This window comes from Lelliottia amnigena (assembly GCF_019047465.1).
Lineage (GTDB): Bacteria > Pseudomonadota > Gammaproteobacteria > Enterobacterales > Enterobacteriaceae > Enterobacter > Enterobacter amnigenus.
This window is the reverse complement of sequence record NZ_CP077236.1, coordinates 2782774-2806682: the sequence shown is the minus strand read 5'-3', so window position 1 is coordinate 2806682 and position 23909 is coordinate 2782774. Positions and strand designations below refer to the sequence as shown.

The following is a 23909-nucleotide window of genomic DNA, read 5'->3' as shown; positions in this document are numbered from 1 at the left end:
GTCAGGGGATTAATACTGTGTCGGTGCAGGAACGGCAGAAGACGGGTTAACCTGCGTTGGCGAGGTTGACGGAACGGTTGTTGCCGAACCACCGCCCTGCTGCATCGGAACGGCTGTCTGCTGAACCGGAACCAGCGTCAGATCGGCTTTTGTCCCGCCCTGGTTGATCACTGGCTGTACCGTATCAGTGATAAACACCAGTTTGTCATTGACGGTCACCGCTGCGCTCAACAAGATACGCGCGTTCGGCTGAATGTCTGCCGGGTTAAAGGGCAGTACGAAGCTGAACGGGGACTGTTTACCTTCGGTTCGTACAGCCTTCTGCGACAGCACTTTTGACGGCGCATCAGCCAGCGAAGCATCCGACAGGGTCACGGTTAATACGGCATCCGGCGGCAGAGCCACTTTCTGACGGATCCAAACCGTACCGGAAACATTCGGCTGCTGCATGGTCGGCTGCGTTGTCGCCCCTGCCGCATTTGGGTTTGGCGCTGGCGTCTGAATGTCTGCACTTTTGTCCGCACACGCAGACAGAGCAACCGCTACCGCTAAACCACTTAACATGTGCACGAGTTTCATTGAGTTCTCCTTATCTTCAATGCACAAGCGGGATCGATCCCGCCCGAAGTCGTTAACAAAAACATAACGTGACTAAGTGTGGCACATATCACTTATTTATGCCTGGTTTCGCCTCGTTATTCAGATTATTGCACCCATCGGACCACTTCTCATTCTGCGTTATAATCAGCGTATCTTTCGCGATAGCGCTTTATTGAGGACGACTATGAGTCAAGCATTGAACAATCTGCTGACATTACTGAATCTGGAAAAAATTGAGGAAGGACTCTTCCGTGGACAGAGCGAAGATCTCGGCTTACGCCAGGTCTTTGGCGGTCAGGTCGTTGGTCAGGCGCTGTACGCAGCCAAAGAGACCGTGCCCGAAGACCGTCTGGTTCACTCTTTTCACAGCTACTTTTTACGTCCGGGCGATAGCGCAAAACCCATTATTTATGATGTAGAAGTCCTGCGCGACGGCAACAGTTTTAGTGCCCGGCGTGTGGCTGCCATTCAAAATGGTAAACCGATTTTTTACATGACGGCCTCATTCCAGGCCCCGGAGCCGGGTTATGAGCATCAAAAAACGATGCCGTCCGCCCCAGCGCCTGATGAGCTAAAATCAGAAACGGATATCGCGCGTGCGCTGGCGCATTTGTTGCCGCCGCAGGTTAAAGAAAAATTCCTGTGTGATAAGCCGCTTGAAATCCGCCCGGTCGAGTTCCACAACCCGATGAAAGGCCATATCGCCGAGCCAAAGCGTCAGGTATGGATGCGCGCTAACGGCGCAATGCCGGAAGATCTCCGCGTTCATCAATATTTGCTGGGCTATGCCTCTGATTTCAATTTCCTGCCGGTGGCATTGCAGCCGCACGGCGTGGGCTTCCTGGAAAAAGGGATGCAGGTGGCGACTATCGACCACTCCATGTGGTTCCACCGCCCGTTTGATATGAACGAATGGCTGCTGTACAGCGTGGAAAGTACGTCTGCATCCAGCGCGCGCGGATTTGTGCGCGGTGAGTTTTATACTCAGGATGGTGTTTTGGTAGCTTCAACGGTGCAGGAAGGGGTGATGCGAAATCGCGGTTAAGCCTTGTGCGGTCTGCTGCCCTCACCCCTGCCCTCTCTCATGGGAGAGGGGGAAAACAGTAAAAAAGGCAACTTACGTTGCCTTTTGCCTGGATCTTGTGCGGTCTGCTCACCCCAGCCCTCTCCCACGAAAGAGGGGGAAAACAGTAAAAAAGGCAACTTACGTTGCCTTTTTGCCTGGAGCTTGTGCGGTCTGCTGCCCTCACCCCAACCCTCTCCCACGGGAGAGGGGGAAACATTAAAAAAGGCAACTTACGTTGCCTTTTTGCCTGGAGCTTGTGCGGTCTGCTGCCCTCACCCCAGCCATCTCCCGCGGGAGAGGGTGAAACATTAAAAAGGCAACTTACGTTGCCTTTTTGCTTTTATTACGCGTTATACGCATTCTCGCCATGGCTGTTGACGTCCAGACCTTCGCGTTCCTGCTCTTCAGGTACACGCAGACCCACGGTCATATCAGCAAGTTTGTAGGCAATGAAGGCGACGACACCAGACCAGACAATCGTCACGCCGATGCTTTCCAGCTGAACCAGAACCTGATGGCCCATGGTCACACCTTCTGCATAACCCACACCGCCCAGAGACGTTGAGGCAAAGATACCGGTCATGATGCAGCCAACGATACCGCACACACCGTGCACGCCGAAGACGTCACAAGGGTCATCTACACGCAGAATACGTTTCAGCGCAGTCACGCCCCACAGACCTGCCAGACCGGCAACCAGACCCACGATCAGTGCTCCGCCTACGCCCACATAACCACAGGCTGGCGTGATACCGACCAGACCGGCAATCGCACCGGAACACGCGCCCAGCAGAGACGGTTTACCCCGTACCACCCACTCGCCGAACACCCATGAAAGGATTGCGCCAGCGGTTGCGACAACTGTGTTCACAAAGGCCAAAGCGGCGATTTCGTTCGCGGCGCTCGCAGAGCCAGCGTTGAAGCCAAACCAGCCAAAGTACAGAATCGCGGTGCCCGTGAAGACCATCGGCAGGTTGTGCGGTTTGAACGCTTCTTTGCCAAAACCTACGCGCTTGCCAATCAGGTATGCACCCACCAGGCCTGCTACCGCGGCGTTAATGTGAACAACCGTACCGCCTGCGAAGTCCAGCGCGCCATGGGAAGCCAGCAGACCGCCGCCCCAGACCATATGCGCGATTGGCACATAAGAGAGCGTCAGCCAAACCACCACGAAAATGAGCACCGCTGAGAAGCGAATACGTTCCGCCAGCGCGCCAACAATCAGGCCAACCGTAATCGCGGCGAAAGAGCCCTGGAACGCGACGTGGATATACTGGTAGAAACTGCCCATCAAAGCGGTCAGTTCAATATTTTTCAGCATTACCCAGTTAAAGTTGCCGAAGAAGGCGTTGCCTTCGCCGAACGCCAGTGAATAGCCGTAAACCACCCACAGCACGCAGACCAGCGCGAACGTCACGGCAACCTGAGTCAGCATCGACAGAACGTTTTTACCGCGGATTAAGCCGCCGTAGAACAGCGCGATACCCGGAATAGTCATGAACAGCACCAGCGCGGTGCAGATCATCATAAAAGCGTTATCGGCTTTATCAGCCACCGCAGGGGCCGCCATTGCCAGGCCCGGCAGCAGTGCCAGAGACCCCAGAGCCAGTTTGATTGTTGTTTTCTTCATTTTCTCGATCCCTATCACTGTGTGCCAGGAGTTACTTACAGTGCCGCTTCGTCAGCTTCGCCCGTACGGATGCGAATGACGCGCTGCAATTCGGCAACGAAAATTTTGCCGTCGCCAATTTTGCCGGTGTAGGCCGCTTTGCTGACCACATCGATCACTTCATCAAGCTGATCGTCAGCAATCGCCACATCAATCTTCACTTTAGGCAGGAAGTTGACGCTGTATTCTGCTCCACGATAGAGCTCCGCATGACCCTTCTGACGACCAAAGCCTTTCACTTCGGTGACCGTCAGTCCCTGAATACCCATTGAAGACAACGCTTCACGTACGTCTTCGAGTTTGAATGGTTTGATGACAACCGTAACCAGCTTCATAGATCCCCTCCAGTCAGAATTCAATAATGGCCGCAGCGTTTACGAAAGAGATATTGCAAGCCCTGTGCCAGAGTTGGAAAAGAGGACAAAATCAGGCTGGCGTGGCGAAGCGAGGGGGAATTTCGGACTTAACTAAAAAAAACGCACCATGACAGTGCATGATGCGTTGTATTTTTGCACCAACAGAAAATCCCTGTTAGCAATGTGCGTAATTCTGGTGCATTACGCGCTCAACGATTCCTCTTCGCGCGTGCTGGCGGCCAGCTCTTCACCGGCAAGCTGCAATTGATACATTTGCCAATAGCGCCCTTTGGCCTCAAGCAGCTGGCGGTGATTCCCACGCTCAACGGCTTGTCCGCGATGCAGCACCAGAATGGTGTCCGCATCGACAATCGTCGAAAGGCGGTGCGCAATCACCACCAGCGTGGTGTGCTCTCTGACGGCAGCCAGCGCCTGCTGAATGGCCTGCTCGGTACCCGAATCTATACTGGCGGTCGCTTCATCCAGGATCAGCACCTGCGGCGTTTCAATCAGCACGCGCGCCAGCGCCAGCAGCTGTTTCTGTCCGACGGAAAGCGTATTCCCCTGCTCACCGAGCATCGTGAATATTCCGTCGTTCATACCGCGAACCAGATCGGCGAGTTGGACTTTCTCCAGCACGTCCCAGACCTGTTCTTCCGTAAACGGCCGTCCCAGCGTGACGTTGGAAAAGAAGGAGTCAGCCATCACCACCGGATCCTGCTGCACCATCGCTACCCCTTTGCGCAGCACGCCGTGACTCAGTGAAGCTAGCGGTCGGCCATCAATGCGGATTTCGCCGTGGCTCAGCGGATAGTAGCCCATCAACAGGCTGGCGAGCGTACTCTTCCCGCTCCCCGTATGCCCCACCAGCGCCACAAAGCTGCGCGACGGGATGTCAAGGTTGATATCCTGAAGCACCAGCCGATCCTCGCGATAGGCGAAAGAGACATTTTCAATCGCAATGGCGCCGCTTTGCAGCTCACGCTCATCATCGCCATAGGTCTGACGCGGGCGGTCCATCAGCTCAAATACGCGCTCCCCCGCCACCACCGCCTGTTGCAGCATGGATTGCTGCGTCGTCAGCTCGATCAGCGGCTCGTTGAGACGCCCCAGATAGCTAATAAACGCATACAGCACGCCGACTTCAATTGTGCCACCGGAGCCGAAACCAAACAGCATCAGCAGGCCGCACAGCACAAGGGCCGAAAACAGGCTCAGTAGCGGGCGCAGCAGGAAACCGTCAAGACGCAGCGTTTGCATGCGGGCCATGTAGTGCGAGCGGCTTGCCTCGCCCATACGCTCACCAAAACGCCCCTGCTGGCGGAACTGCTGAATCACGCTCATGCCGTTAATAACTTCGTTGAAGCCGTCATTAATATCGGCGAGATAGGCACGCAGTCGACGCACAATAGGCGTGCTATAGCGCTGATAAATGACCATCACAATCATCACTGCCGGGAAAATGGTAATCGCCACCAGCGCCATCCGCCATTCGAGGCTGAACATCGCCACCAGCATGGCGCCAATTAACGCTGCGCTGCGCAGAACCGTGGCCACGACGGTGACGTACAGATCGCGGATCACTTCGGTGTCGTTTGTGACGCGCGAAATCACCTGCCCGACGGGTTGGGTATCGAACTCACTCAGCGGCTGGCGCAGTGCGGCGTCCATCACATCCGTGCGCAACTGCTGCACCACGCCGACCGCTGCCTGATTGAACAGTAGCGATTGCGCATAATGCAGCGAGGCGGCCAGCAGTTGCAGGCCCACATAGGCCACACCCAGCCCGGCCACCAGCCCTAATGGCATGTAGCTTTTCGCGACCATATTGTCGATAAAATAGCTGATCAGCAGCGGACCGCTGACCTCGGCAATCGCCGCTATCCACAGCATGACGACCGCGATAGAGAGCGGTTTACGCCATGGCGAACCGTAGGCCAGCAGGCGTTTTAGCGTAGGCCAAAGCTGGACGAATTTACGCATCGGTGGCCTCCTCATTCAGATCTGGCGCGTCGTTCAACGCCGCTTCCAGCTGTTGATAGCGATACATATCGCGATACCAACCCGCCTGATCGGCGAGCTGGTCATGATGGCCGCGCTGGGCAATATGCCCGTGCTGCATCACCAGAATTTCGCTCGCTTCGGTCAATGCCGATAATCGGTGAGCGCTGATGATCACCGTGCGCCCCTCGCCCCACTGGCGTAAGTTGTGCAAAATCTGGTGTTCCGTGCGGCCATCAACAGCAGAGAGGGCATCGTCCAGAATCAGAATTTCGGCATTCAGTAATAACGCGCGGGCAATGGAAATTCGCTGTTTCTGCCCGCCGGAGAGCATCACGCCGCGCTCGCCGACTTCAGTTTCATACCCCTGCGGCAGGCGCAGAATATCGTCGTGGACGCTGGCAAGCCGAGCCACATGCTCAATTTCTTCTTGTGTCGCATTCGGATGCCCCAGCGCAATATTGTTTGCCACCGTATCGGAGAACAAAAACGGCGTTTGACTCACGACCGCAAGACGGCTGCGCCAGGCGTCGAGCTGCAAACGCGTCAGCGGGAGATCGTGAAAACGAATTTCACCCTGCGTGACATCAAAGTGGCGCTGAATCAGAGACAGCACGGTACTTTTCCCGGCACCTGTCGGCCCGCAAATCCCCAGCATTTGTCCCGGATGCAACGTGAAGTTCACGTTCTCAAGCGTCGGGTTTTCGGTTTGCGGATAGGTGAATTGACGGATGGCAACGTCCAGCACACCGCGCCCTTCCGGCACGGATTCGGTGCCGTCGTTAACAACAGGCGCTTCGGCGAGCATCGCGCGAATACGGCTGTACGCTGCACTGCCGCGTTCAACGATGTTAAACATCCACGCCAGCGCCAGCATCGGCCAAATCATCAGGCCAAGATACATGGCAAAGCTGGTCAGTTGGCCCAGCGTCATTGAACCGTTGACGACCATCCAGCTTCCGCCACCGATCGCCAGCATGTTCGCGGTACCGATGGCGATATAAATTGTGGGATCGAACCGGGCGTCAATCCGCGCCACGCGGAGGTTTTTCGCGCCGGTGTCCGCGGCATCCGCAGCAAACAGCGCCGACTGGCGATCCTCAAGACCAAAAGCTTTGATCATCCGGATGCTGGTCATGCTCTCCTGGGTTCTGTCGTTGAGCGACGAGAACGCCGCCTGCGCCAGCTTGAAACGCTCGTGCAGTTGATCGCCATAGCGCTTGATCGCCAGCGCCATAATCGGCATCGGCAACAGCGCCAGCAACGTGAGCTGCCAGCTGATTTGCGTCGACATAACAATCAGCACCGCACAGCCCATCACCAGCGAATCCACCAGCGTTAAGACCCCTTCCCCGGCGGCAAAGACCACGCGATCCACGTCGTTGGTGGCGCGCGCAATCAGATCGCCAGTGCGATGGCGGAGGTAGAATTCAGGATGCTGACGGCTTAACTGACGATAAAAATCCTCGCGTAGCTCCACGGCCAGCTGATAAGACGCCCCGAACAGCAGCACACGCCAGACGTAGCGCAACAGGTAGACAATCACCGCAGTCAGGACCAGCGTGCCGACCCACATCATCACCCGTGCGGTGGTGTAATGTTGTTCCGTGACGCCATCCACCACATATCCCACCACTTTGGGCGGAATCAGTTGCAGAATGGCAATGATAATAAGCAGGGCTACTGCGCCGAGATAGCGTCGCCACTCCCGGCGGAAGTACCAGCTTAATTGAGCAAATAATCGCACGCGGTAAATTCCTGAAGGTGTTGTTCCGGCAAAGTCCGGATGTTATTCAATGGGTAAAGCTGTGGTGTATTTTATCTGTTCCATGGCAAAACTCGAGGTGACATCCGAGAGGCCCGGCACGCTGTTGACCAGCCGTTTGTAGAAGTCATCATAGCGTTTCATGTCCGCCACCTGAACGCGCATCAGATAGTCATACTCACCCGCCATGCGCCAGAACCCGAGCACTTCTGGCATCTCTGAGACTTCGGTGACAAATCGGCAATACCAGTCGCTGCTGTGATGCTGCGTTTTTATCAGAACAAACGCGGTCAGTCCAAGCCCCAGTTTTTCGGGATCCAACAGGGCCACGCGGCCCAATAAAACGCCTTCATCTTCCAGCCGTTTGAGCCGTTTCCAGCAGGGCGTGGTGGTCAGATTAACGGCATCAGCGAGTGCCTGCAAAGAGAGGGTGCAATCCTTTTGCAGCAAAGAGAGCAGCTTGCGGTCAATTTTATCTAACATACCCCACCTCACAGAGAATATTTTTCTCCTGTCATTCTATTTTAAAGGCCAGATAGCAACAATTTTTTCCGTGCTATTCGCTATGCTGGGCACAAAATGACAAACGGATTCCTACGATGAATATCACTTGGGTCAAACATGCGATCAGTGAGATTAACGCTGATTATCAACGTTCGGCGGATACGCATCTGATTCGCCTCGCACTGCCGGGTTTTACAGGGATTCAGCTCTATCTAAAAGATGAAAGCACTCACCCTACCGGCAGCCTGAAGCACCGTCTGGCACGATCGCTGTTTTTGTATGGTTTATGCAATGGCTGGATCAAAGAAGGCACAACGATTATTGAATCGTCATCGGGTTCAACTGCCGTGTCAGAAGCCTATTTCGCGCGCCTGCTTGGCCTGCCGTTTATCGCCGTGATGCCCTCATGTACCGCGAAACGCAAAATCGAACAGATCGAATTTTACGGCGGACGCTGCCACTTTGTTGAAAGCGCCTGCGAGATTTACGCCGCCTCGGAAATGCTCGCCCGCGAGCTGAACGGCCATTATATGGACCAGTTTACGTTCGCCGAGCGTGCGACCGACTGGCGCGGGAATAACAACATTGCCGACAGTATTTTCCGCCAGATGAACAATGAGCCGCATCCGCAGCCGTCCTATATCGTCATGAGCGCCGGGACGGGCGGCACCTCAGCGACGATTGGCCGCTATATCCGCTGCCAGGGATATGACACTCAACTGATGGTGGTTGATCCGCAGAACTCTGTGTTTATGGATTACTGGCAGAGCCGCGATGCCACGCTTCGAAGCCTGGTGGGCAGCAAAATCGAAGGGATTGGTCGCCCGCGCGTTGAGCCTTCTTTCATCCCTGATGTTGTCGACGAGATGTTGCGTGTGCCCGATGCGGCAAGCGTGGCGACGGCGCACTGGCTGGAAACGCAGCTTGGCCGCAAAGTGGGCGCGTCAACCGGTACCAATATGTGGGGCGTTCTGCACCTGGCTTCACGGATGCGCGAAGAAGGCCGCACGGGTTCTATCGTGACTCTGCTGTGCGACAGCGGCGAGCGCTATCTCGACACCTATTACAACGCAGAATGGGTGAAAACGAATATCGGGGATATCGCCCCCTGGAAAGCACAGATTGCGCAGATGCTGAAATAAAAAAAAGCCAGACCGAGGTCTGGCTTGCTGGAAGGGTCTCACTATTCGGGGGAATACGGGAGGTTTGGTTGATCCAGCCAATGTGTCAAAAAATGGGACACCGCTTCGTTACGGCAATGCCCGATAACCGGTAGATGGGATAGCTCCGCCTTAAGCTGCGGCATCGCATTCCCCATAATCAGACCGCGACCCACGCTTCCCAGCATTTCGCGGTCGTTCATGGCGTCGCCGAACGCCATACAATCCTGCAGTGTTAAGCCCAAGTGGTCGCTCAGCACCGCCAGGGCGGAGCCTTTGTTGCATCCTACGGGCAGCACTTCCAGACAATCCATCGCCGAAAACGTGAGATGCGCGCGGCTGCCTAACGCTTCGTTAAGCTGAATGCGCAGACGGCGGAGATCGTCGTGATCGCCGCAGAAACAGATTTTCGTCACCGAATGTGAGGGGATACGGCGCAAGTCTGTGAGTTGATAGCGAAACCCGCTGTAGACATGGGCATGCAACAACTCCGGAATCTCTTTGCCCGTTAACCAGCCCGTATCATTGAACACGTGAATACTCGCCTCGGTCTCCCAGGTGCTGTGCAGAACTAAATCCGCGACCTCAGGGTCGAGATCCTGACGGTGCAATACCTCACCTTCTACAGAGTGAATACGCGTGCCATTGCCGGTAATTAAAAACGCATCAATCGAAAGCGCTCCTAGTAGATGGCGCATCTCCAGTTCATGGCGACCCGTGGCAAACGTCAGCGTGATATCACGCTCATGCAGGCGCTTCAGCGTGCTCAGGGTTTTATCCCCTAAGCGGTGGTCCGGCATTAAAAGCGTGCCGTCCATATCAAATGCTGCAAGCCGCGCCATGATGACTCCTGAAATGTGATGGGATTAACTTGTGGATCAGTATTGCCTGAGATATACGGAAGTAATAGTGAATAGATGACAATAATTGTTCCGGGTTTAATATGCGCCAGCTAAATCGTCTCAACCAATATCAACGACTGTGGCAACCGTCTGCGGGTGCCCCCCAACACATTACGGTGACCGAACTTGCCAGCCGCTGCTTTTGCAGCGAACGGCATGTACGCACGCTGTTGCGACAGGCTCAGGATGCCGGATGGCTGACCTGGCGGGCACAATCAGGGCGCGGCAAGCGAGGTGAATTGACCTTCCACGTTTCACCTGACTCGCTGCGCAGTAATATGATGGAAGAGGCGCTAAAAAGCGGGCATCAGCATAACGCGCTGGAACTGGCGCAAATTGCGCCGCAGGAACTCCGCACGCTGCTGCATCCGTTTCTGGGGGGGCATTGGCAAAACGATACGCCAACGCTGCGTATTCCTTACTATCGTGCGCTTGATCCGCTGCACGCGGGTTTTTTACCGGGACGGGCAGAGCAGCATCTTGTGGGGCAAGTCTTCTCGGGGCTTACACGGTTCAACGGTAACAGTAGCGAACCCACAGGGGATTTGGCACATCACTGGGAGGTGTCAGCCGATGGGCTACGCTGGCATTTTTATATTCGCTCGACGCTGCACTGGCATAACGGCGACAAGGTCGAAACGGCACAGCTTCAGCGCAGCCTGATAAAATTACTCGCTCTGCCTGCGCTGCGCCGATTGTTCAACAGCGTATTGCGCGTCGATATGACGCATCCACAATGCCTGACGTTTGTTTTACATCAGCCGGATTACTGGCTCGCGCATCGCCTGGCAAGTTATTGCAGCCGCCTGGCCCATCCTGATCGCCCGTTGACGGGCAGCGGCCCCTTCCGTTTGACGGCATACGAGCCTGATCTCGTCCGTCTGGAGAGCCACGAGCAGTACCACCTCAGCCATCCTTTGCTGAAGGCCATTGAATACTGGATCACCCCGCAACTTTTCGAGCAGGATTTAGGCACCAGCTGTCGCCATCCCGTGCAAATCGCGATTGGTGAGCCGGACGAACTGGCTAATCTGAGTCTGGTCAGCAGTAGCACCAGCCTGGGATTCTGTTATCTCACGCTGAAACAAAGCCCGCGCCTTAGCCAAGCACAGGCGCAGCGGCTCATCACTATCATCCATCACACCACGCTTTTACATACGCTCCCGCTGGATGAAAACCTGATCACCCCTGCACAGGAGTTGCTGCCGGGCTGGACCATTCCCGACTGGTCAACGCAAAATAGTGTCGCGCTGCCCGAATCACTGACCCTCGTTTACCATTTGCCCGTTGAACTGCATACCATGGCAGAGCAGCTCAAACGTTATCTGGCTAAACTGGGCTGCAATCTGACGGTCGTTTTTCATGACGCCAAAACCTGGGATGGATGCAGCGGGCTTGCCGACGCCGATCTGATGATGGGCGACAGGCTCATAGGCGAAGCGCCGGGCTATACGCTGGAGCAATGGCTCCGCTGCGATACGCTTTGGCCGCATCTGTTAAGCGCGCCGCACTATGCCCATCTGCAGGCAACGCTGGATGCGGTACAGATTCAAACTGATGAGCAAGCACGCCACGCGGGGCTGAAATCAATCTTCACGCATCTGATGGAAAACGCCGTACTGACGCCGTTGTTTAACTATCAATACCAAATTAGCGCCCCGCCGGGGGTTAACGGTATCCGCCTCAATACCCGTGGTTGGTTTGATTTCACGCAGGCATGGGTTCCAGCGCCAAATACGTGAAGAAGCTGGTCGGCACGATCGTCAGACGTTACCATGATGCCTTTACCGTTCCTGATGAGATTATTTATGAAACGTGCCGTCGTCGTGTTCAGCGGAGGACAAGACTCCACCACCTGCCTGATTCAGGCTTTGCATCAATATGATGAAGTGCATTGCGTCACGTTTGATTATGGACAGCGTCATCGTGCAGAAATCGACGTGGCTCAGGAACTGGCGCTAAAGCTTGGTGCACGTGCGCATAAAGTCCTGGACGTTACGCTGTTAAACGAACTGGCCGTCAGTAGCCTCACCCGCGACAGTATTCCCGTGCCCGACTATGAACCCGATGCCGACGGCATTCCGAATACCTTCGTCCCTGGGCGCAATATTCTGTTCCTCACGCTGACAGCGATTTATGCCTATCAGGTGAAAGCCGAAGCGATCATTACGGGCGTCTGCGAAACAGATTTCTCCGGCTATCCAGATTGCCGTGACGAGTTTGTTAAAGCGCTCAACCACGCCGTCGATTTGGGTATGGCAAAAGAGATTCGCTTCGAAACGCCGCTCATGTGGCTCGATAAAGCGGAGACCTGGGCGCTGGCGGATTACTGGGAAAAACTGGAACTGGTCCGCACTGAAACGCTGACTTGTTATAACGGCATTAAAGGCGACGGATGCGGACAGTGCGCCTCCTGCAACCTGCGCTCCAACGGGCTCAATCATTATCTGACCAATAAGCCCGCTGTGATGTCAGCAATGAAAGCCAAAACAGGGCTGAAATAACGTCCTTTTACTACCGTGCTGTCGAACGATTCGCCGCGCCAGCACGGTCACGAAAATCTTTCCAGTCCCTTCCCTTTTCCAGGGGCGTTATACGATCATCAACTCGAGTTTTTCTCTTAGCTCGCCTTCCAGCGGCAGCGCTTTCTGCGTTTTGAGATCGATACAGACGAAAGTGATCAGCGCATCTGCCACAACCTGCCCTTCGGGATCAAGCGTCACTACCTGACTTAGCACCCCACTTTTACCGTTTAGCTGCTGCACCAGGCTCGTCACCGTGAGCCTGTCGCCCAACACGGCTGGACGGCGATAGTTGATATTGATGTTAGCGACCACAAAAGCAATGTTATGCGCCGTGAGCCACTGGAAACTTTCGCTATTTTCCAGCCCGTCCCAGCGCGCTTCCTCCAGGAACTCAAGATAGCGTGCATTATTCACATGCTGGTAAACATCAAGATGATAACCGCGAACTTTAATTTGGGTCTGCATAGCACAATAGCCTTTACTGTTGTTATAGGATAAAGAGGTCACAACTGGTATGACCTCTTTATCCTGGCAAATTTTCGCTGCTCTGCAAGCTATTACATGATTACAGCGTCAAGTGTGTGAGGTTACGCTCAACCAATGAGCTGCCAATGCCTGGTACTTGCTTAAGATCGTCGAGGGTTTTAAAGGGGCCGTACTCATCGCGATAGGCAACAATCGCCTGCGCTTTCTTCAACCCTACACCGTTCATGGCATGGGCCAGATCTTCTGCTGATGCAGAGTTGATACTCACCTGCGTGCCCTCTTCATCCGAGGCTTTGACGGTCGCCTTTGCCTTGGTTTGTGCAGATGCCGACGTAGCCGTTGAATCCGCTGCGGATGAAGTGGCATGGGCTTTCGCCACTGGTGTCGCCGCCAAAGCGCTAAAGCTCATTCCCGCCGTAGCGATTGCAAGAGTAATAAAAAGTGCTTTGATTCCACGTTTCATGCTGTTTTCTCCTTGTTTGTTGACAGCCAGGTGACGATAGCGCCCGGACGAAACAAGAACAAACGGCAGATTGCAGAAATGGAAAAGGCCGCGAAAGCGGCCTTTGTGTTTTGCATTACGTTACGAAAATTTGCGAGCAGCCACGTAATTACTGCTGCTGAGTGATGATATCGCCCAGCTTGATTTTCGCTTCTTTACGCAGGTTACTCATCAGTGCTTCGAAAGCGATCTGGGCGTTGTTCTGAGTGATACCCTGAACCATCGCCTTTTTCTGCTCATCCGGCATTGTGCCTGCTTTCACTTCATCCAGTGCCAGCACAACGATGTTGCCCTGCATGTCGGATGCGGTGCCAAAACTTGGCTTATCTTTCGCTGGCAGACTCAGACCAAACGCCGCCTGGCTGATCGGATCCTGACCCGTACGGCTCAAGGTTTTCGCTTCACCAAAGCTCAGGCCCGCCGCTTTCAGCGCTGCGTCACCCTTACCTGCTTTCAGCTCAGCCAGCAGCTTTTCAGCATCGAGTTTCGCCTGCTGTTCTGCTTTGGTGTGTTTCACCAGAGCTGCAATCTGATCTTTGACTTCTGCCAACGGCTTAATGGCTTCAGCTTTATGTTCGGTAACACGAAGCACAAAGGCACGATCGCCATCGACTGTGATGATGTCAGAGTTGTTGCCCGGCGCACCGTTGTCACCCAGCAGACCACCGTTGAAGATGACATCCGATACCGGTTTAAAGTTCAGTTCTTCCGGCAGGTTATCATGCCCAAACCAACCGGTCACAACGGCTTTAACGCCTGCGGCTTGCTCAGCACCGGCCAGCGATTCGTTGTCGTTGCTCGCGGCATCGCTCACTTTCTGCTGCAGCGCATAGTATGCGTCCAGCGCTTTTTCCTGCTTCACTTTCGCCGCGATATCATCACGAACCTCAGCCAATGGTTTGGTTTTTGCAGGTTGGATATCATCCAGACGCACAACCAGGAAACCAACAGAGGATTTAATGACACCGGACAGCTGACCTTTTTCTTTCAGGCCTGCATTTTTCAGCTCTTCTGGCGTCGTCGCATCTTCCAGCCATCCCATATCACCGCCATTTTTTGCAGAGATGATATCGGTGGATTTCGCTTTCGCCACGGTCGCAAAATCTGCGCCTTTAGCGAGTTCGTCAACGACGGCCTTCGCGTCGGCTTCCGTTTTCGTCTGAATCACACTGTAACGGTTACGCTGCGCCTGAGTGAACTGATCCTGATGCTGGTCGTAATAAGACTGAATATCGCTGTCGGAAGCAGTTTCAGGCATAGTCGCCGCGTCCAGCTTGATATAGCTCACGCGGAACTGCTCAGGTGCGGTGAAGTTGTTTTTATTCTGCTCATAATAAGCTTTAACTTCTTCGTCGCTGGCCTGCTGTTTTGCCGCCAGGGCATTCACGTCGATCGTGGCTGTACGCACTACGCGCTGCTGTGACACCAACGCCGCCAGCTCGTCAGTTTCGCCTTTGAGCATGAAATCGGTACCCACTACCGCGTTGATCAGTTGCTGAGAAGTCAGCTGATTACGCAGAGCCTGCGCGTACTGATCCGCCGTCATCCCCATCTGGTTGACGATAGCGTTATAACGGGTGTTGTCGAATTTACCGTTTGTCTGGAAAGCCTGAGTAGAGAAAATGGCTTTTTTGACCTGGTCATCACTGATGCCCAGACCCAAATGTTTAGCGTATTGGTCCAGCAGCGCTTCGTCGATAAGACGATTCACCGTCTGCTGGCGTAAGGTTTTCATGTAGCCTTCGTTCGCTGCAAGCTCAGAAAACTGGTCGCCGAGCTGCTGCTGCATGCGATTGCGTTCTCCGGCAAAGGCATTTTCAAACTGCCCGCGGCTGATTTCCTGGCCATTCACTTCCGCGGCGTAGTTGCTGCTACCGCCAATCAGGTATCCACTCACGCCGGTCAAAATGAATGACAGGATAATGATACCGAAAATAATCTTGAGCACGAGACTGTTAGCAGCCGTGCGTAAGCTGTCCATCATGGTGTGACCACACTCCGCTGTAGGTGACTGGAGACCTGACGCTGGCGGAAATCCTGACCGCAGCGCATAAAGTCCTATTGTGACAAGAAACCGGGGCAATTGTCAGCCCACAACTCGCATAAACTCGTATAAAGTCGTACTGGACAAACAAAAAAGGCACATCAAATGATGCGCCCTTGTACTTTTCAACTTCCCTTGAACGAGAATTCGATCAGTTCACTGCGTCTTTCAGTGCTTTACCTGCACGGAAACCCGGTACTTTGGCGGCAGCGATGGTGATCTCTTTACCGGTCTGAGGGTTGCGGCCAGTACGGGCAGCACGCTCTTTAACAGCAAAAGTACCAAAACCTACCAGCGCAACGTCATCCCCAGACTGCAGAGTTTCGGTTACAGAGGCAATTAATGCATCTAACGCACGTCCAGCCGCAGCTTTAGAGATATCAGCACCCGCAGCAATTTTGTCAATCAGTTGAGATTTATTCACTGTTCTCTTCCTCTCTTTATAATTTATATCGCGCCTGAATCCTTCACGACGCGACCGCGCAGCAGTTATATCAGGCCTGCCATGACCTTACAACACCCGTTGTTGATGGCTAACCCAATCAGCAATCTAAATTAGCTATACAAAAAAAGGCTGGCAAGTGCGAATTCACTTACCAGCCCTGTTTTTATTGACGCTCTTTGCGCGAGGTCACTATTTTGCGGTCACAACCTGCATTCCTGAAGGCTCATTCTGCAATGCGAGGGTCAAAACCTCTTCAATGCGTTTCACCGGATGGATATCCAGATCGGCAATAACATTGTCAGGAATCTCTTCCAGATCACGTTTGTTCTCGTATGGAATCAATACGGTTTTGATACCACCGCGATGCGCAGCCAGCAGTTTTTCTTTTAAACCACCGATCGGCAGCACCAAACCACGCAGTGTGATTTCACCTGTCATCGCCACATCGGCGCGAACAGGGTTGCCTGTGAGGCAAGAAACCAGCGCTGTACACATGGCGATACCGGCACTTGGGCCGTCTTTTGGCGTCGCCCCTTCCGGAACGTGAACGTGGATGTCGCGCTTTTCGTAAAAATCGGGATTAATACCCAGTTTTTCCGCACGTGCACGCACCACAGTCAGCGCTGCCTGAATGGATTCCTGCATCACTTCACCGAGAGAACCGGTATAAGTCAGTTTCCCTTTGCCTGGTACACAGGCGGTTTCGATGGTCAGCAAATCGCCGCCCACTTCCGTCCATGCCAGACCAGTGACCTGACCCACGCGGTTTTCGTTATCAGCACGGCCGTAATCGAAGCGCTGTACGCCCAGATATTCGTGCAGATTGTCGCCGTTAATCTCGATGTGTTTCAGGGATTTATCCAGCAACAGCTGTTTAACCGCTTTACGACACAGTTTAGAGATTTCACGTTCCAGGCTACGCACGCCGGCTTCACGCGTGTAATAACGAATGATGCTGACAATCGCGCTGTCGTCGACAGTGATTTCACTTTCTTTCAGGGCGTTACGCTCGATCTGCTTGGACAACAGATGGCGTTTGGCAATATTCAGCTTTTCGTCTTCGGTGTAACCGGAAAGACGGATCACTTCCATTCGATCCAGCAGCGGTGCTGGAATGTTCATGGAGTTGGACGTTGCGACGAACATGACATCGCTCAGATCGTAGTCAACTTCCAGATAATGGTCGCTAAATGCCACGTTCTGCTCTGGATCTAACACTTCCAGCAGAGCCGACGCCGGATCGCCACGCATGTCTGAAGACATTTTGTCGATCTCATCCAACAGGAACAGCGGGTTTTTAACGCCCACTTTCGCCATTTTTTGGATCAGTTTACCCGGCATGGAACCGATGTAAGTTCGACGGTGACCGCGGATTTCAGCTTCGTCACGGACGCCACCCAGCGCCATACGGATGTATTTGCGTCCGGTCGCTTTAGCGATCGATTGTCCCAGGGAGGTTTTACCCACCCCCGGCGGCCCTACCAGGCAAAGAATCGGGCCTTTGAGCTTATTCACACGGCTTTGAACCGCGAGATACTCAAGAATACGGTCTTTGACGCGTTCCAGGCCGTAATGGTCGGTATCAAGGATCTCCTGCGCCTGGCGCAGATCTTTTTTAACCTTGCTACGCGCATTCCACGGAACCTGAACCATCCATTCGATATAGCCGCGTACGACGGTCGCTTCGGCTGACATCGGAGACATCATTTTAAGCTTCTGCAATTCTGCTTCAGCTTTCTCTTTTGCCTCTTTCGGCATTTTTGCCGCGTCAATCCGGCGCTTCAGCGCTTCGTTTTCGTCAGGGGCATCATCCATTTCACCGAGTTCTTTCTGAATGGCTTTCATTTGCTCGTTCAGATAGTACTCGCGCTGGGATTTCTCCATCTGCTTTTTAACGCGGTTACGGATGCGTTTCTCGACCTGAAGCAGATCGATTTCAGATTCCATCATCGCCATCAGATATTCCAGACGTTCATTCACGTCGGACATCTCCAGCACTGACTGTTTATCTGCCAGTTTCAGCGGCATATGTGCTGCGATGGTGTCCGCCAGACGCGCAGGGTCGTCGATGCTATTCAGCGACGTCAGCACTTCTGGTGGGATTTTTTTGTTCAGCTTGATATAGCCTTCGAACTGGCTAATCGCGGTGCGCACCAACACTTCCTGCTCACGCTCATCAAGCTGAGGCGACTCGAGGTACTCCGCTTTGGCGGAGAAATGTTCGCCATCGTCAGAAAGCGTGGTGATACGCGCACGCTGCAGGCCTTCTACCAGCACCTTAACGGTGCCGTCAGGCAGCTTAAGCATTTGTAAAATAGAGGCCACGGTCCCGACGGTGAAAAGATCGTTAACACCCGGCTCATCCGTTGATGCTTCTTTCTGCGCAACCAGCATGATTTTTTTATCATGATCCATGGCAGCTTCAAGGCAACGGATGGATTTTTCCCGCCCTACAAATAAGGGTATGACCATGTGCGGATAAACCACCACATCGCGCAACGGCAATACGGGGATTTCAATGCGTTCAGAACGCTCAGGATTCATAGAGCTCTCTCTTAGTTTAGTGTCCGCCAGGGAAACTGGTTCTGCAACTGTGCTTTACATAACCATTAACATGTAACCAGTATATGGGGATGTTTCCCACACATTCAACGCTATGAATACGGAAAAATAAAAGGGGAGATAAAATCCCCCCTTTTTGAGTAACTGCTTGTATGATTTGGTTAATTATTCGCCAGATGCCTGCTGTGCTTCCGGTTTGCCATAAATCAGTAGTGGCTTGGTTTGCCCACTGATAACGGCCTCGTCGATAACCACTTTCTCGACATCTTCCATAGACGGTAGATCGTACATGGTGTCGAGCAGAGCCGCTTCAACAATAGAGCGCAGACCACGCGCACCGGTTTTGCGGATCATCGCTTTCTTCGCGATGGCGATTAACGCTTCGTCACGGAATTCCAGATCAACACCTTCGAGGTTAAACAGCGCCTGGTACTGCTTGGTTAGGCCGTTTTTCGGCTCTTTCAGGATCTGGATCAGCGCATCTTCACTCAGTTCGTTCAGCGTTGCCACAACTGGCAGACGACCAATGAACTCAGGAATCAGACCGAATTTGATCAAATCTTCTGGCTCAACCTGAGACAGCAGCTCACCTTCGTTCGCTTTTTCGGACTTCGCTTTCACCGTCGCGCCAAAACCAATGCCGGAGCCGGTTTCTACACGATGGGAAATGACTTTATCCAGGCCTGCAAACGCACCGCCACAGATGAAGAGGATCTTAGAGGTATCCACCTGCAAGAATTCCTGCTGCGGATGCTTACGACCACCTTGTGGCGGAACAGCGGCAACCGTGCCTTCGATTAGCTTCAGCAGGGCCTGCTGCACGCCTTCACCTGAAACATCGCGGGTGATTGACGGGTTATCGGATTTACGGGAGATCTTGTCGATCTCATCGATATACACGATACCGCGCTGGGCTTTCTGCACGTCGTAATCGCACTTCTGAAGCAGTTTCTGGATGATGTTTTCAACGTCTTCACCCACGTAACCGGCTTCGGTCAGCGTGGTAGCATCAGCCATAGTAAATGGAACGTCGAGCAGGCGTGCCAGCGTTTCGGCCAGCAGGGTTTTACCAGAACCGGTTGGGCCGATCAGCAAAATGTTACTTTTGCCCAGTTCAACCCCATTGCTGGTATCGCCATTGCGCAGACGTTTGTAATGGTTATACACCGCAACAGCCAGCACTTTCTTAGCCGGCTCCTGACCGATGACGTAATCATCAAGATGATGACGAATCTCGTGCGGAGTCGGCAATGCGCTGCGCTCACGGTGCGGTGCTACTTCTTTAATCTCTTCGCGGATGATGTCGTTACATAAATCGACACATTCGTCGCAGATATACACGGACGGTCCGGCAATCAATTTACGCACTTCATGCTGGCTTTTGCCGCAAAAAGAGCAATACAGCAGTTTGCCCGAACCATCTTTGCGTTTATCTGTCATGAGTCCAAACCTCTTTTTAAGTTCTTTGTGCCGCACATGACGACGCAAATGCCATTCTCGGACGCAAGTCGCTATTCAGCAAAGTGCCGCCCTACCTTAGTATAGCGGCACACTCGCGCCGTGGGCATCAATTACGATGGGTCAAAATGGAGTCGACTAAGCCGTACTCAACTGCCTCTGATGCGGAGAGGAAGCGATCGCGCTCGGTATCTCGCTCGATCTGCTCAAGTGATTGACCCGTATGGTGCGCCATAAGTTCATTCATACGCCCTTTTACCTTCAGGATTTCACGCGCATGAATTTCAATATCTGTTGCCTGACCCTGATATCCGCCCAGCGGTTGGTGAATCATCACGCGGGAATTAGGCAGACAGAAACGCTTGCCTTTAGCGCCTGCCGTCAGCAAGAACGCCCCCATGGATGCCGCCTGCCCCATACAAATGGTGCTGACATCAGGCTTGATAAACTGCATGGTGTCATAAATTGACATCCCAGCAGTAATGACGCCGCCTGGTGAGTTAATGTACAGGTAAATGTCTTTTTCCGGGTTTTCCGCTTCCAGGAACAGCATCTGCGCCACGATCAGGTTTGCCATGTGGTCTTCCACCTGGCCAGTCATAAAGATGACGCGCTCCTTGAGCAGACGGGAATAGATATCAAAAGAACGTTCACCGCGAGATGTCTGTTCGATAACCATTGGCACCAAAGCCATATGGGGTGCAATGTTATCTCGTTCGCCATTGTATGACATTTCCGTCTCCTGGATAAAAATTGGAAAATACCTGCTGTACTGATTGTAACCTTATGGACGGATTATCAGCCAGTCTCATTCATCGTGATTACACACTTATGGGGACGGCAGCGCCCTATTTCAAGCATAACAATATTTTGCTGTTACGCTAACACTGAAAGGGCGTTTTAGCACTCTTCCTGGTCTATTACAGCGATAAAAAAACCCGTCACCGGAAGGCAACGGGTTTTTGTTCAAACTTTAAACCGCTTGGGCAGAATTACGCCTGCTGGTTCATCAGTTCGTTGAAAGAAGTCGCTTTTTCAGAAACTTTAGCTTTAGCCAGAACCGCTTCAACAGCTTGTTCTTCCAGCGCTACGTTGCGCATGTTGTCCATCAGTTCTTTATTGCTGCCGTAGAACTGAACAACTTCACTTGGATCTTCGTAAGCAGAAGCCATTTCTTCGATCAGACCTTTCACGCGCTCATCGTCAGCTTTCAGCTCGTGGGTACGAATCACTTCGCCCAACAGCAGACCAACAACAACGCGGCGCTTAGCCTGCTCTTCAAACAGTTCGCGTGGAAGTTCCAGCGCTTGCTGCTGGTTGCCACCGAAACGCTGAGCAGCCTGACGACGCAGAACGTCGATTTCGCTGTCGATCAGTGCAGCAGGAACGTCGATTTCGTTCGCTTTAACCAGGCCGTCGATAGCCTGAGATTTCACGCGGTTACGCACAGCGCCGTTCAGTTCGCGTTCCATGTTTTTACGCACTTCAGCACGCAGACCGGCAACGGAACCATCTTCAACGCCGAAACGTTTGATGAACTCTTCAGTCAGTTCTGGCAGTTCGCGCTCTTCAACTTTCTTCAGGTTGATAACGAACTTCGCTGCTTTACCTTTCAGGTTTTCAGCGTGGTATTCTTCAGGGAAAGTCACGTCGATAGTGAACTCTTCGCCCGCTTTGTGGCCTTTAATACCTTCTTCGAAGCCTGGGATCATACGACCCTGACCCATCGCCAGTACGAAGTCAGACGCTTTGCCGCCTTCGAACTCTTCACCGTCTACAGAACCGGAGAAATCGATGGTGACACGGTCTTCAGCGTCAACGGCGCCGTCTTTGTCTTTCCAGTTCGCCTGCTGCTTGCGCAGGGTGTCCAGCATGCCATCAACATCAGCATCGGTCACTTCAACAACTGGTTTTTCAACTTCGATCGTTTCCAGACCTTTCAGCTCAACTTCTGGGTACACTTCGAACTCTACGGAGTAGGTGAAGTCTTCGCCCTGCTTGTATTCGCCTGGAACGTAGTTAGGTGCGCCAGCTGGATTGATTTTTTCTTTGATGATGGCATCAATGAAGTTGCGGCTCATCAGCTCGCCCAGCACGTCCTGGCGTACAGACGCGCCATAACGCTGAGCAACAACGTTCATCGGTACTTTACCTTTACGGAAGCCGTCAATACGTACCTTTTTTGCTACGTTGACCAGCTCGCTTTTCACAGCAGTTTCGATGCTGTCAGCAGCGATAGTAATCGTTACACGGCGGCCAAGGCCTTGAGTGGTTTCAACTGAAACTTGCATCTTGTTACCTCAAAAAAATCACGGTGCTCGGTCAACTCTGAATTTGTCTCGCAATCCCGGGATGCTCACTATTAGCAGATTCACATTCCCTGTCGCCAGAATCATCCCGAAGACATTCATTAAGACGCGGCATTATAGCGGCATCACATAGGTGAGTCGAGAACGGTTGGGGTATCTTCCTGCGGCTTTTTTCACAATTTAAGGCTATTTTTGGCCTAAAATCTGCCCCACACGCTCAAAACGCAGACAAAACAAAACGGCCCGCAGGCCGTCTTGATATCATTCTGCATGCAACATACTGGAAAAACTCCCGCTGTTGCAACCAGGATTTATTAAGCGATGCTTCCCGCGCCTCGACAAGGCGGAGAGGCGAAAATGGTATCCTGCAACCCTTCCCACTCCTTAATGGTGTAGGTATGCAGCGCCAGCGCGTGCACGGTAGTGGAAAGCTCTTCCGTCAATGTCCCGTAAATCATACGGTGACGATTGAGAAAACGTTCGCCAGCGAAGCGATCGCTCACAAGCACCACTTTGAAATGACTCTCAGAACCAGCCGGTACGTTATGACGGTAGCTCTCGTCGACGACTTCGAGAAACACGGGATTAAACGCTGTCCTTAGTTTTTCTTCGATCTGTTCACGTATCATCATGAAATTACTCCTCCGACAACGCTGATATGTCACCCATCCCTTTAAATGTTAGCCGCTTTTACCGCTTCCATTACATCAAGGCAACAAATATTTAGCTTTCGTCTGATTTTCTCATTCAAACGGATGATCTTAACTGTGTTGCTCATACGTTTTGTCTCGAATGACATATGTAAAGTACATAGAGTGGTCATATTTCGGACAAGACGATGAATTTACATGCGTTGACCACTTCCCCTTGCCGATTGCGATGTTATGATGGCGGCAATTTTCCTCTTTACTATGCTTACGATCCGTTGAGAACCTGAAATGTTAAAAAAACTCTTCTTTCCGTTGGTAGCACTCTTTATGTTGGCGGGTTGTGCAACGCCTCCTACGACCATTGATGTTTCCCCGAAAATTACCCTGCCACAGCAGGACCCTAGCCTGATGGGCATAACCGTAAGCATTAACGGTGCCGATCAGCGTCAGGATCAAGCGCTGGCAAAAGTTACTCGTGACAACCAGCAAGTGACGCTGACAGCCTCTCGCGACCTGCGCTTCCTGCTGCAGGAAGTGCTTGAGAAGCAAATGACTTCTCGCGGTTACATGGTTGGTCCAAGCGGTGCCGTTGACCTGCAAATTATCGTGAACAACCTGTACGCAGATGTCTCTCAGGGCAATGTGCGCTACAACATCGCCACGAAGGCCGATATCGCCATCATCGCCACCGCGAAGAACGGCAACAAAATGAATAAAAACTATCGTGCTAGCTACTCTGTTGAAGGGGCTTTCCAGGCCACCAATAAGAATATTGCTGACGCGGTAAACAGCGTGCTGACCGATACCATCGCCGATATGGCACAGGACACCAGCATTCACGATTTCATCAAGCAGAACGCGCGTTAATTCTGCCCACTGACCCGGCGATTCGTCGGGTCAGTTCT

21 protein-coding genes are annotated in these 23909 nt (G+C 53.0%); 5 read left to right on the top strand and 16 right to left on the bottom strand.

All coding sequences use genetic code 11. From position 1 onward, the window contains the following. Positions 1 to 9: 9 nt before the first annotated feature. The gene (locus tag I6L74_RS13100; RefSeq protein ID WP_059177910.1) at positions 10 to 579 is read right to left on the bottom strand and encodes a YbaY family lipoprotein; all 570 of its coding nucleotides are present in this window, start codon (positions 577 to 579) and stop codon (positions 10 to 12) included. Between the two features lie 205 nt (positions 580 to 784). On the opposite strand from I6L74_RS13100, the gene tesB reads away from it, so the two are divergent. Further along, positions 785 to 1645 (top strand): acyl-CoA thioesterase II, encoded by an 861-nt coding sequence (gene tesB, locus I6L74_RS13095; protein ID WP_059177909.1) that lies wholly within the window; start codon positions 785 to 787, stop codon positions 1643 to 1645. A gap of 364 nt (positions 1646 to 2009) precedes the next feature. On the opposite strand, the gene amtB is transcribed toward tesB, so the two are convergent. The 5 genes from amtB to I6L74_RS13070 form a co-directional block, all read right to left on the bottom strand. Continuing rightward, entirely contained in the window at positions 2010 to 3296 is a 1287-nt protein-coding gene (amtB, locus tag I6L74_RS13090; protein ID WP_059177908.1) for an ammonium transporter AmtB, read from the bottom strand. A 35-nt stretch (positions 3297 to 3331) separates the two neighbouring features. Beyond that, positions 3332 to 3670: a P-II family nitrogen regulator gene (glnK, locus tag I6L74_RS13085; protein ID WP_012016323.1), complete on the bottom strand. Its 339-nt coding sequence runs from the start codon at positions 3668 to 3670 to the stop codon at positions 3332 to 3334. Positions 3671 to 3892: 222 nt separating this feature from the next. Continuing rightward, a complete protein-coding gene (locus tag I6L74_RS13080; RefSeq protein ID WP_059177907.1) occupies positions 3893 to 5674 on the bottom strand; it encodes a SmdB family multidrug efflux ABC transporter permease/ATP-binding protein in 1782 nt (593 codons plus the stop codon). Further along, a complete protein-coding gene (locus I6L74_RS13075) occupies positions 5667 to 7439 on the bottom strand; it encodes a SmdA family multidrug ABC transporter permease/ATP-binding protein (protein WP_059177906.1) in 1773 nt (590 codons plus the stop codon). Before I6L74_RS13075 ends, I6L74_RS13080 begins: the two co-directional genes overlap by 8 nt. A 42-nt stretch (positions 7440 to 7481) precedes the next feature. After that, complete coding sequence (locus I6L74_RS13070; RefSeq protein WP_059177905.1) at positions 7482 to 7940, bottom strand: Lrp/AsnC family transcriptional regulator; 459 nt, start codon at positions 7938 to 7940, stop codon at positions 7482 to 7484. 116 nt (positions 7941 to 8056) lie between these two features. Here I6L74_RS13070 and I6L74_RS13065 point away from each other — a divergent pair, with 116 nt between their 5' ends. Next, positions 8057 to 9103: a PLP-dependent cysteine synthase family protein gene (locus I6L74_RS13065; protein ID WP_059177904.1), complete on the top strand. Its 1047-nt coding sequence runs from the start codon at positions 8057 to 8059 to the stop codon at positions 9101 to 9103. A gap of 41 nt (positions 9104 to 9144) precedes the next feature. Here the strand turns inward: I6L74_RS13065 and cof are convergent, their stop codons facing one another. Continuing rightward, positions 9145 to 9963, bottom strand: coding sequence for an HMP-PP phosphatase (cof, locus tag I6L74_RS13060; protein WP_059177903.1), 819 nt, complete (start codon positions 9961 to 9963; stop codon positions 9145 to 9147). A gap of 101 nt (positions 9964 to 10064) precedes the next feature. Between cof and I6L74_RS13055 the strand changes: the two genes are divergently transcribed. Together I6L74_RS13055 and queC are read left to right on the top strand one after the other, a co-directional pair. Further along, positions 10065 to 11765, top strand: coding sequence for an SgrR family transcriptional regulator (locus I6L74_RS13055; protein WP_059177902.1), 1701 nt, complete (start codon positions 10065 to 10067; stop codon positions 11763 to 11765). A gap of 66 nt (positions 11766 to 11831) precedes the next feature. After that, the gene (gene queC, locus I6L74_RS13050) at positions 11832 to 12527 is read left to right on the top strand and encodes a 7-cyano-7-deazaguanine synthase QueC (protein WP_059177901.1); all 696 of its coding nucleotides are present in this window, start codon (positions 11832 to 11834) and stop codon (positions 12525 to 12527) included. A gap of 87 nt (positions 12528 to 12614) precedes the next feature. Here queC and I6L74_RS13045 read toward each other — a convergent pair whose 3' ends face one another. From I6L74_RS13045 to bolA, 9 genes are all read right to left on the bottom strand, one after another. Next, positions 12615 to 13013 carry a YbgC/FadM family acyl-CoA thioesterase gene (locus tag I6L74_RS13045; protein ID WP_059177900.1) on the bottom strand — a complete coding sequence of 133 codons (399 nt, stop codon included), beginning with the start codon at positions 13011 to 13013 and terminating at the stop codon, positions 12615 to 12617. 100 nt (positions 13014 to 13113) lie between these two features. Continuing rightward, positions 13114 to 13497, bottom strand: a complete 384-nt coding sequence (locus I6L74_RS13040) for a helix-hairpin-helix domain-containing protein (protein ID WP_059177899.1) — start codon at positions 13495 to 13497, stop codon at positions 13114 to 13116. A 148-nt stretch (positions 13498 to 13645) separates the two neighbouring features. Next, positions 13646 to 15520 (bottom strand): peptidylprolyl isomerase, encoded by a 1875-nt coding sequence (gene ppiD, locus I6L74_RS13035; RefSeq protein ID WP_059177898.1) that lies wholly within the window; start codon positions 15518 to 15520, stop codon positions 13646 to 13648. A 211-nt stretch (positions 15521 to 15731) separates the two neighbouring features. Beyond that, positions 15732 to 16004 carry a nucleoid-associated protein HU-beta gene (hupB, locus tag I6L74_RS13030; RefSeq protein ID WP_012016312.1) on the bottom strand — a complete coding sequence of 91 codons (273 nt, stop codon included), beginning with the start codon at positions 16002 to 16004 and terminating at the stop codon, positions 15732 to 15734. Positions 16005 to 16214: 210 nt separating this feature from the next. Further along, positions 16215 to 18569, bottom strand: coding sequence for an endopeptidase La (gene lon, locus I6L74_RS13025; RefSeq protein ID WP_059177897.1), 2355 nt, complete (start codon positions 18567 to 18569; stop codon positions 16215 to 16217). A gap of 183 nt (positions 18570 to 18752) precedes the next feature. Continuing rightward, positions 18753 to 20027 carry an ATP-dependent protease ATP-binding subunit ClpX gene (gene clpX, locus I6L74_RS13020; protein WP_059177896.1) on the bottom strand — a complete coding sequence of 425 codons (1275 nt, stop codon included), beginning with the start codon at positions 20025 to 20027 and terminating at the stop codon, positions 18753 to 18755. Between the two features lie 127 nt (positions 20028 to 20154). Beyond that, entirely contained in the window at positions 20155 to 20778 is a 624-nt protein-coding gene (clpP, locus tag I6L74_RS13015; protein WP_059177895.1) for an ATP-dependent Clp endopeptidase proteolytic subunit ClpP, read from the bottom strand. A 259-nt stretch (positions 20779 to 21037) separates the two neighbouring features. Continuing rightward, complete coding sequence (gene tig, locus I6L74_RS13010; RefSeq protein WP_012016308.1) at positions 21038 to 22336, bottom strand: trigger factor; 1299 nt, start codon at positions 22334 to 22336, stop codon at positions 21038 to 21040. Between the two features lie 332 nt (positions 22337 to 22668). Beyond that, positions 22669 to 22986, bottom strand: coding sequence for a transcriptional regulator BolA (gene bolA / locus I6L74_RS13005; protein ID WP_012016307.1), 318 nt, complete (start codon positions 22984 to 22986; stop codon positions 22669 to 22671). A gap of 306 nt (positions 22987 to 23292) precedes the next feature. Between bolA and I6L74_RS13000 the strand changes: the two genes are divergently transcribed. Further along, entirely contained in the window at positions 23293 to 23871 is a 579-nt protein-coding gene (locus tag I6L74_RS13000; protein ID WP_059177894.1) for a lipoprotein, read from the top strand. The last annotated feature ends 38 nt before the right edge of the window (positions 23872 to 23909 follow it).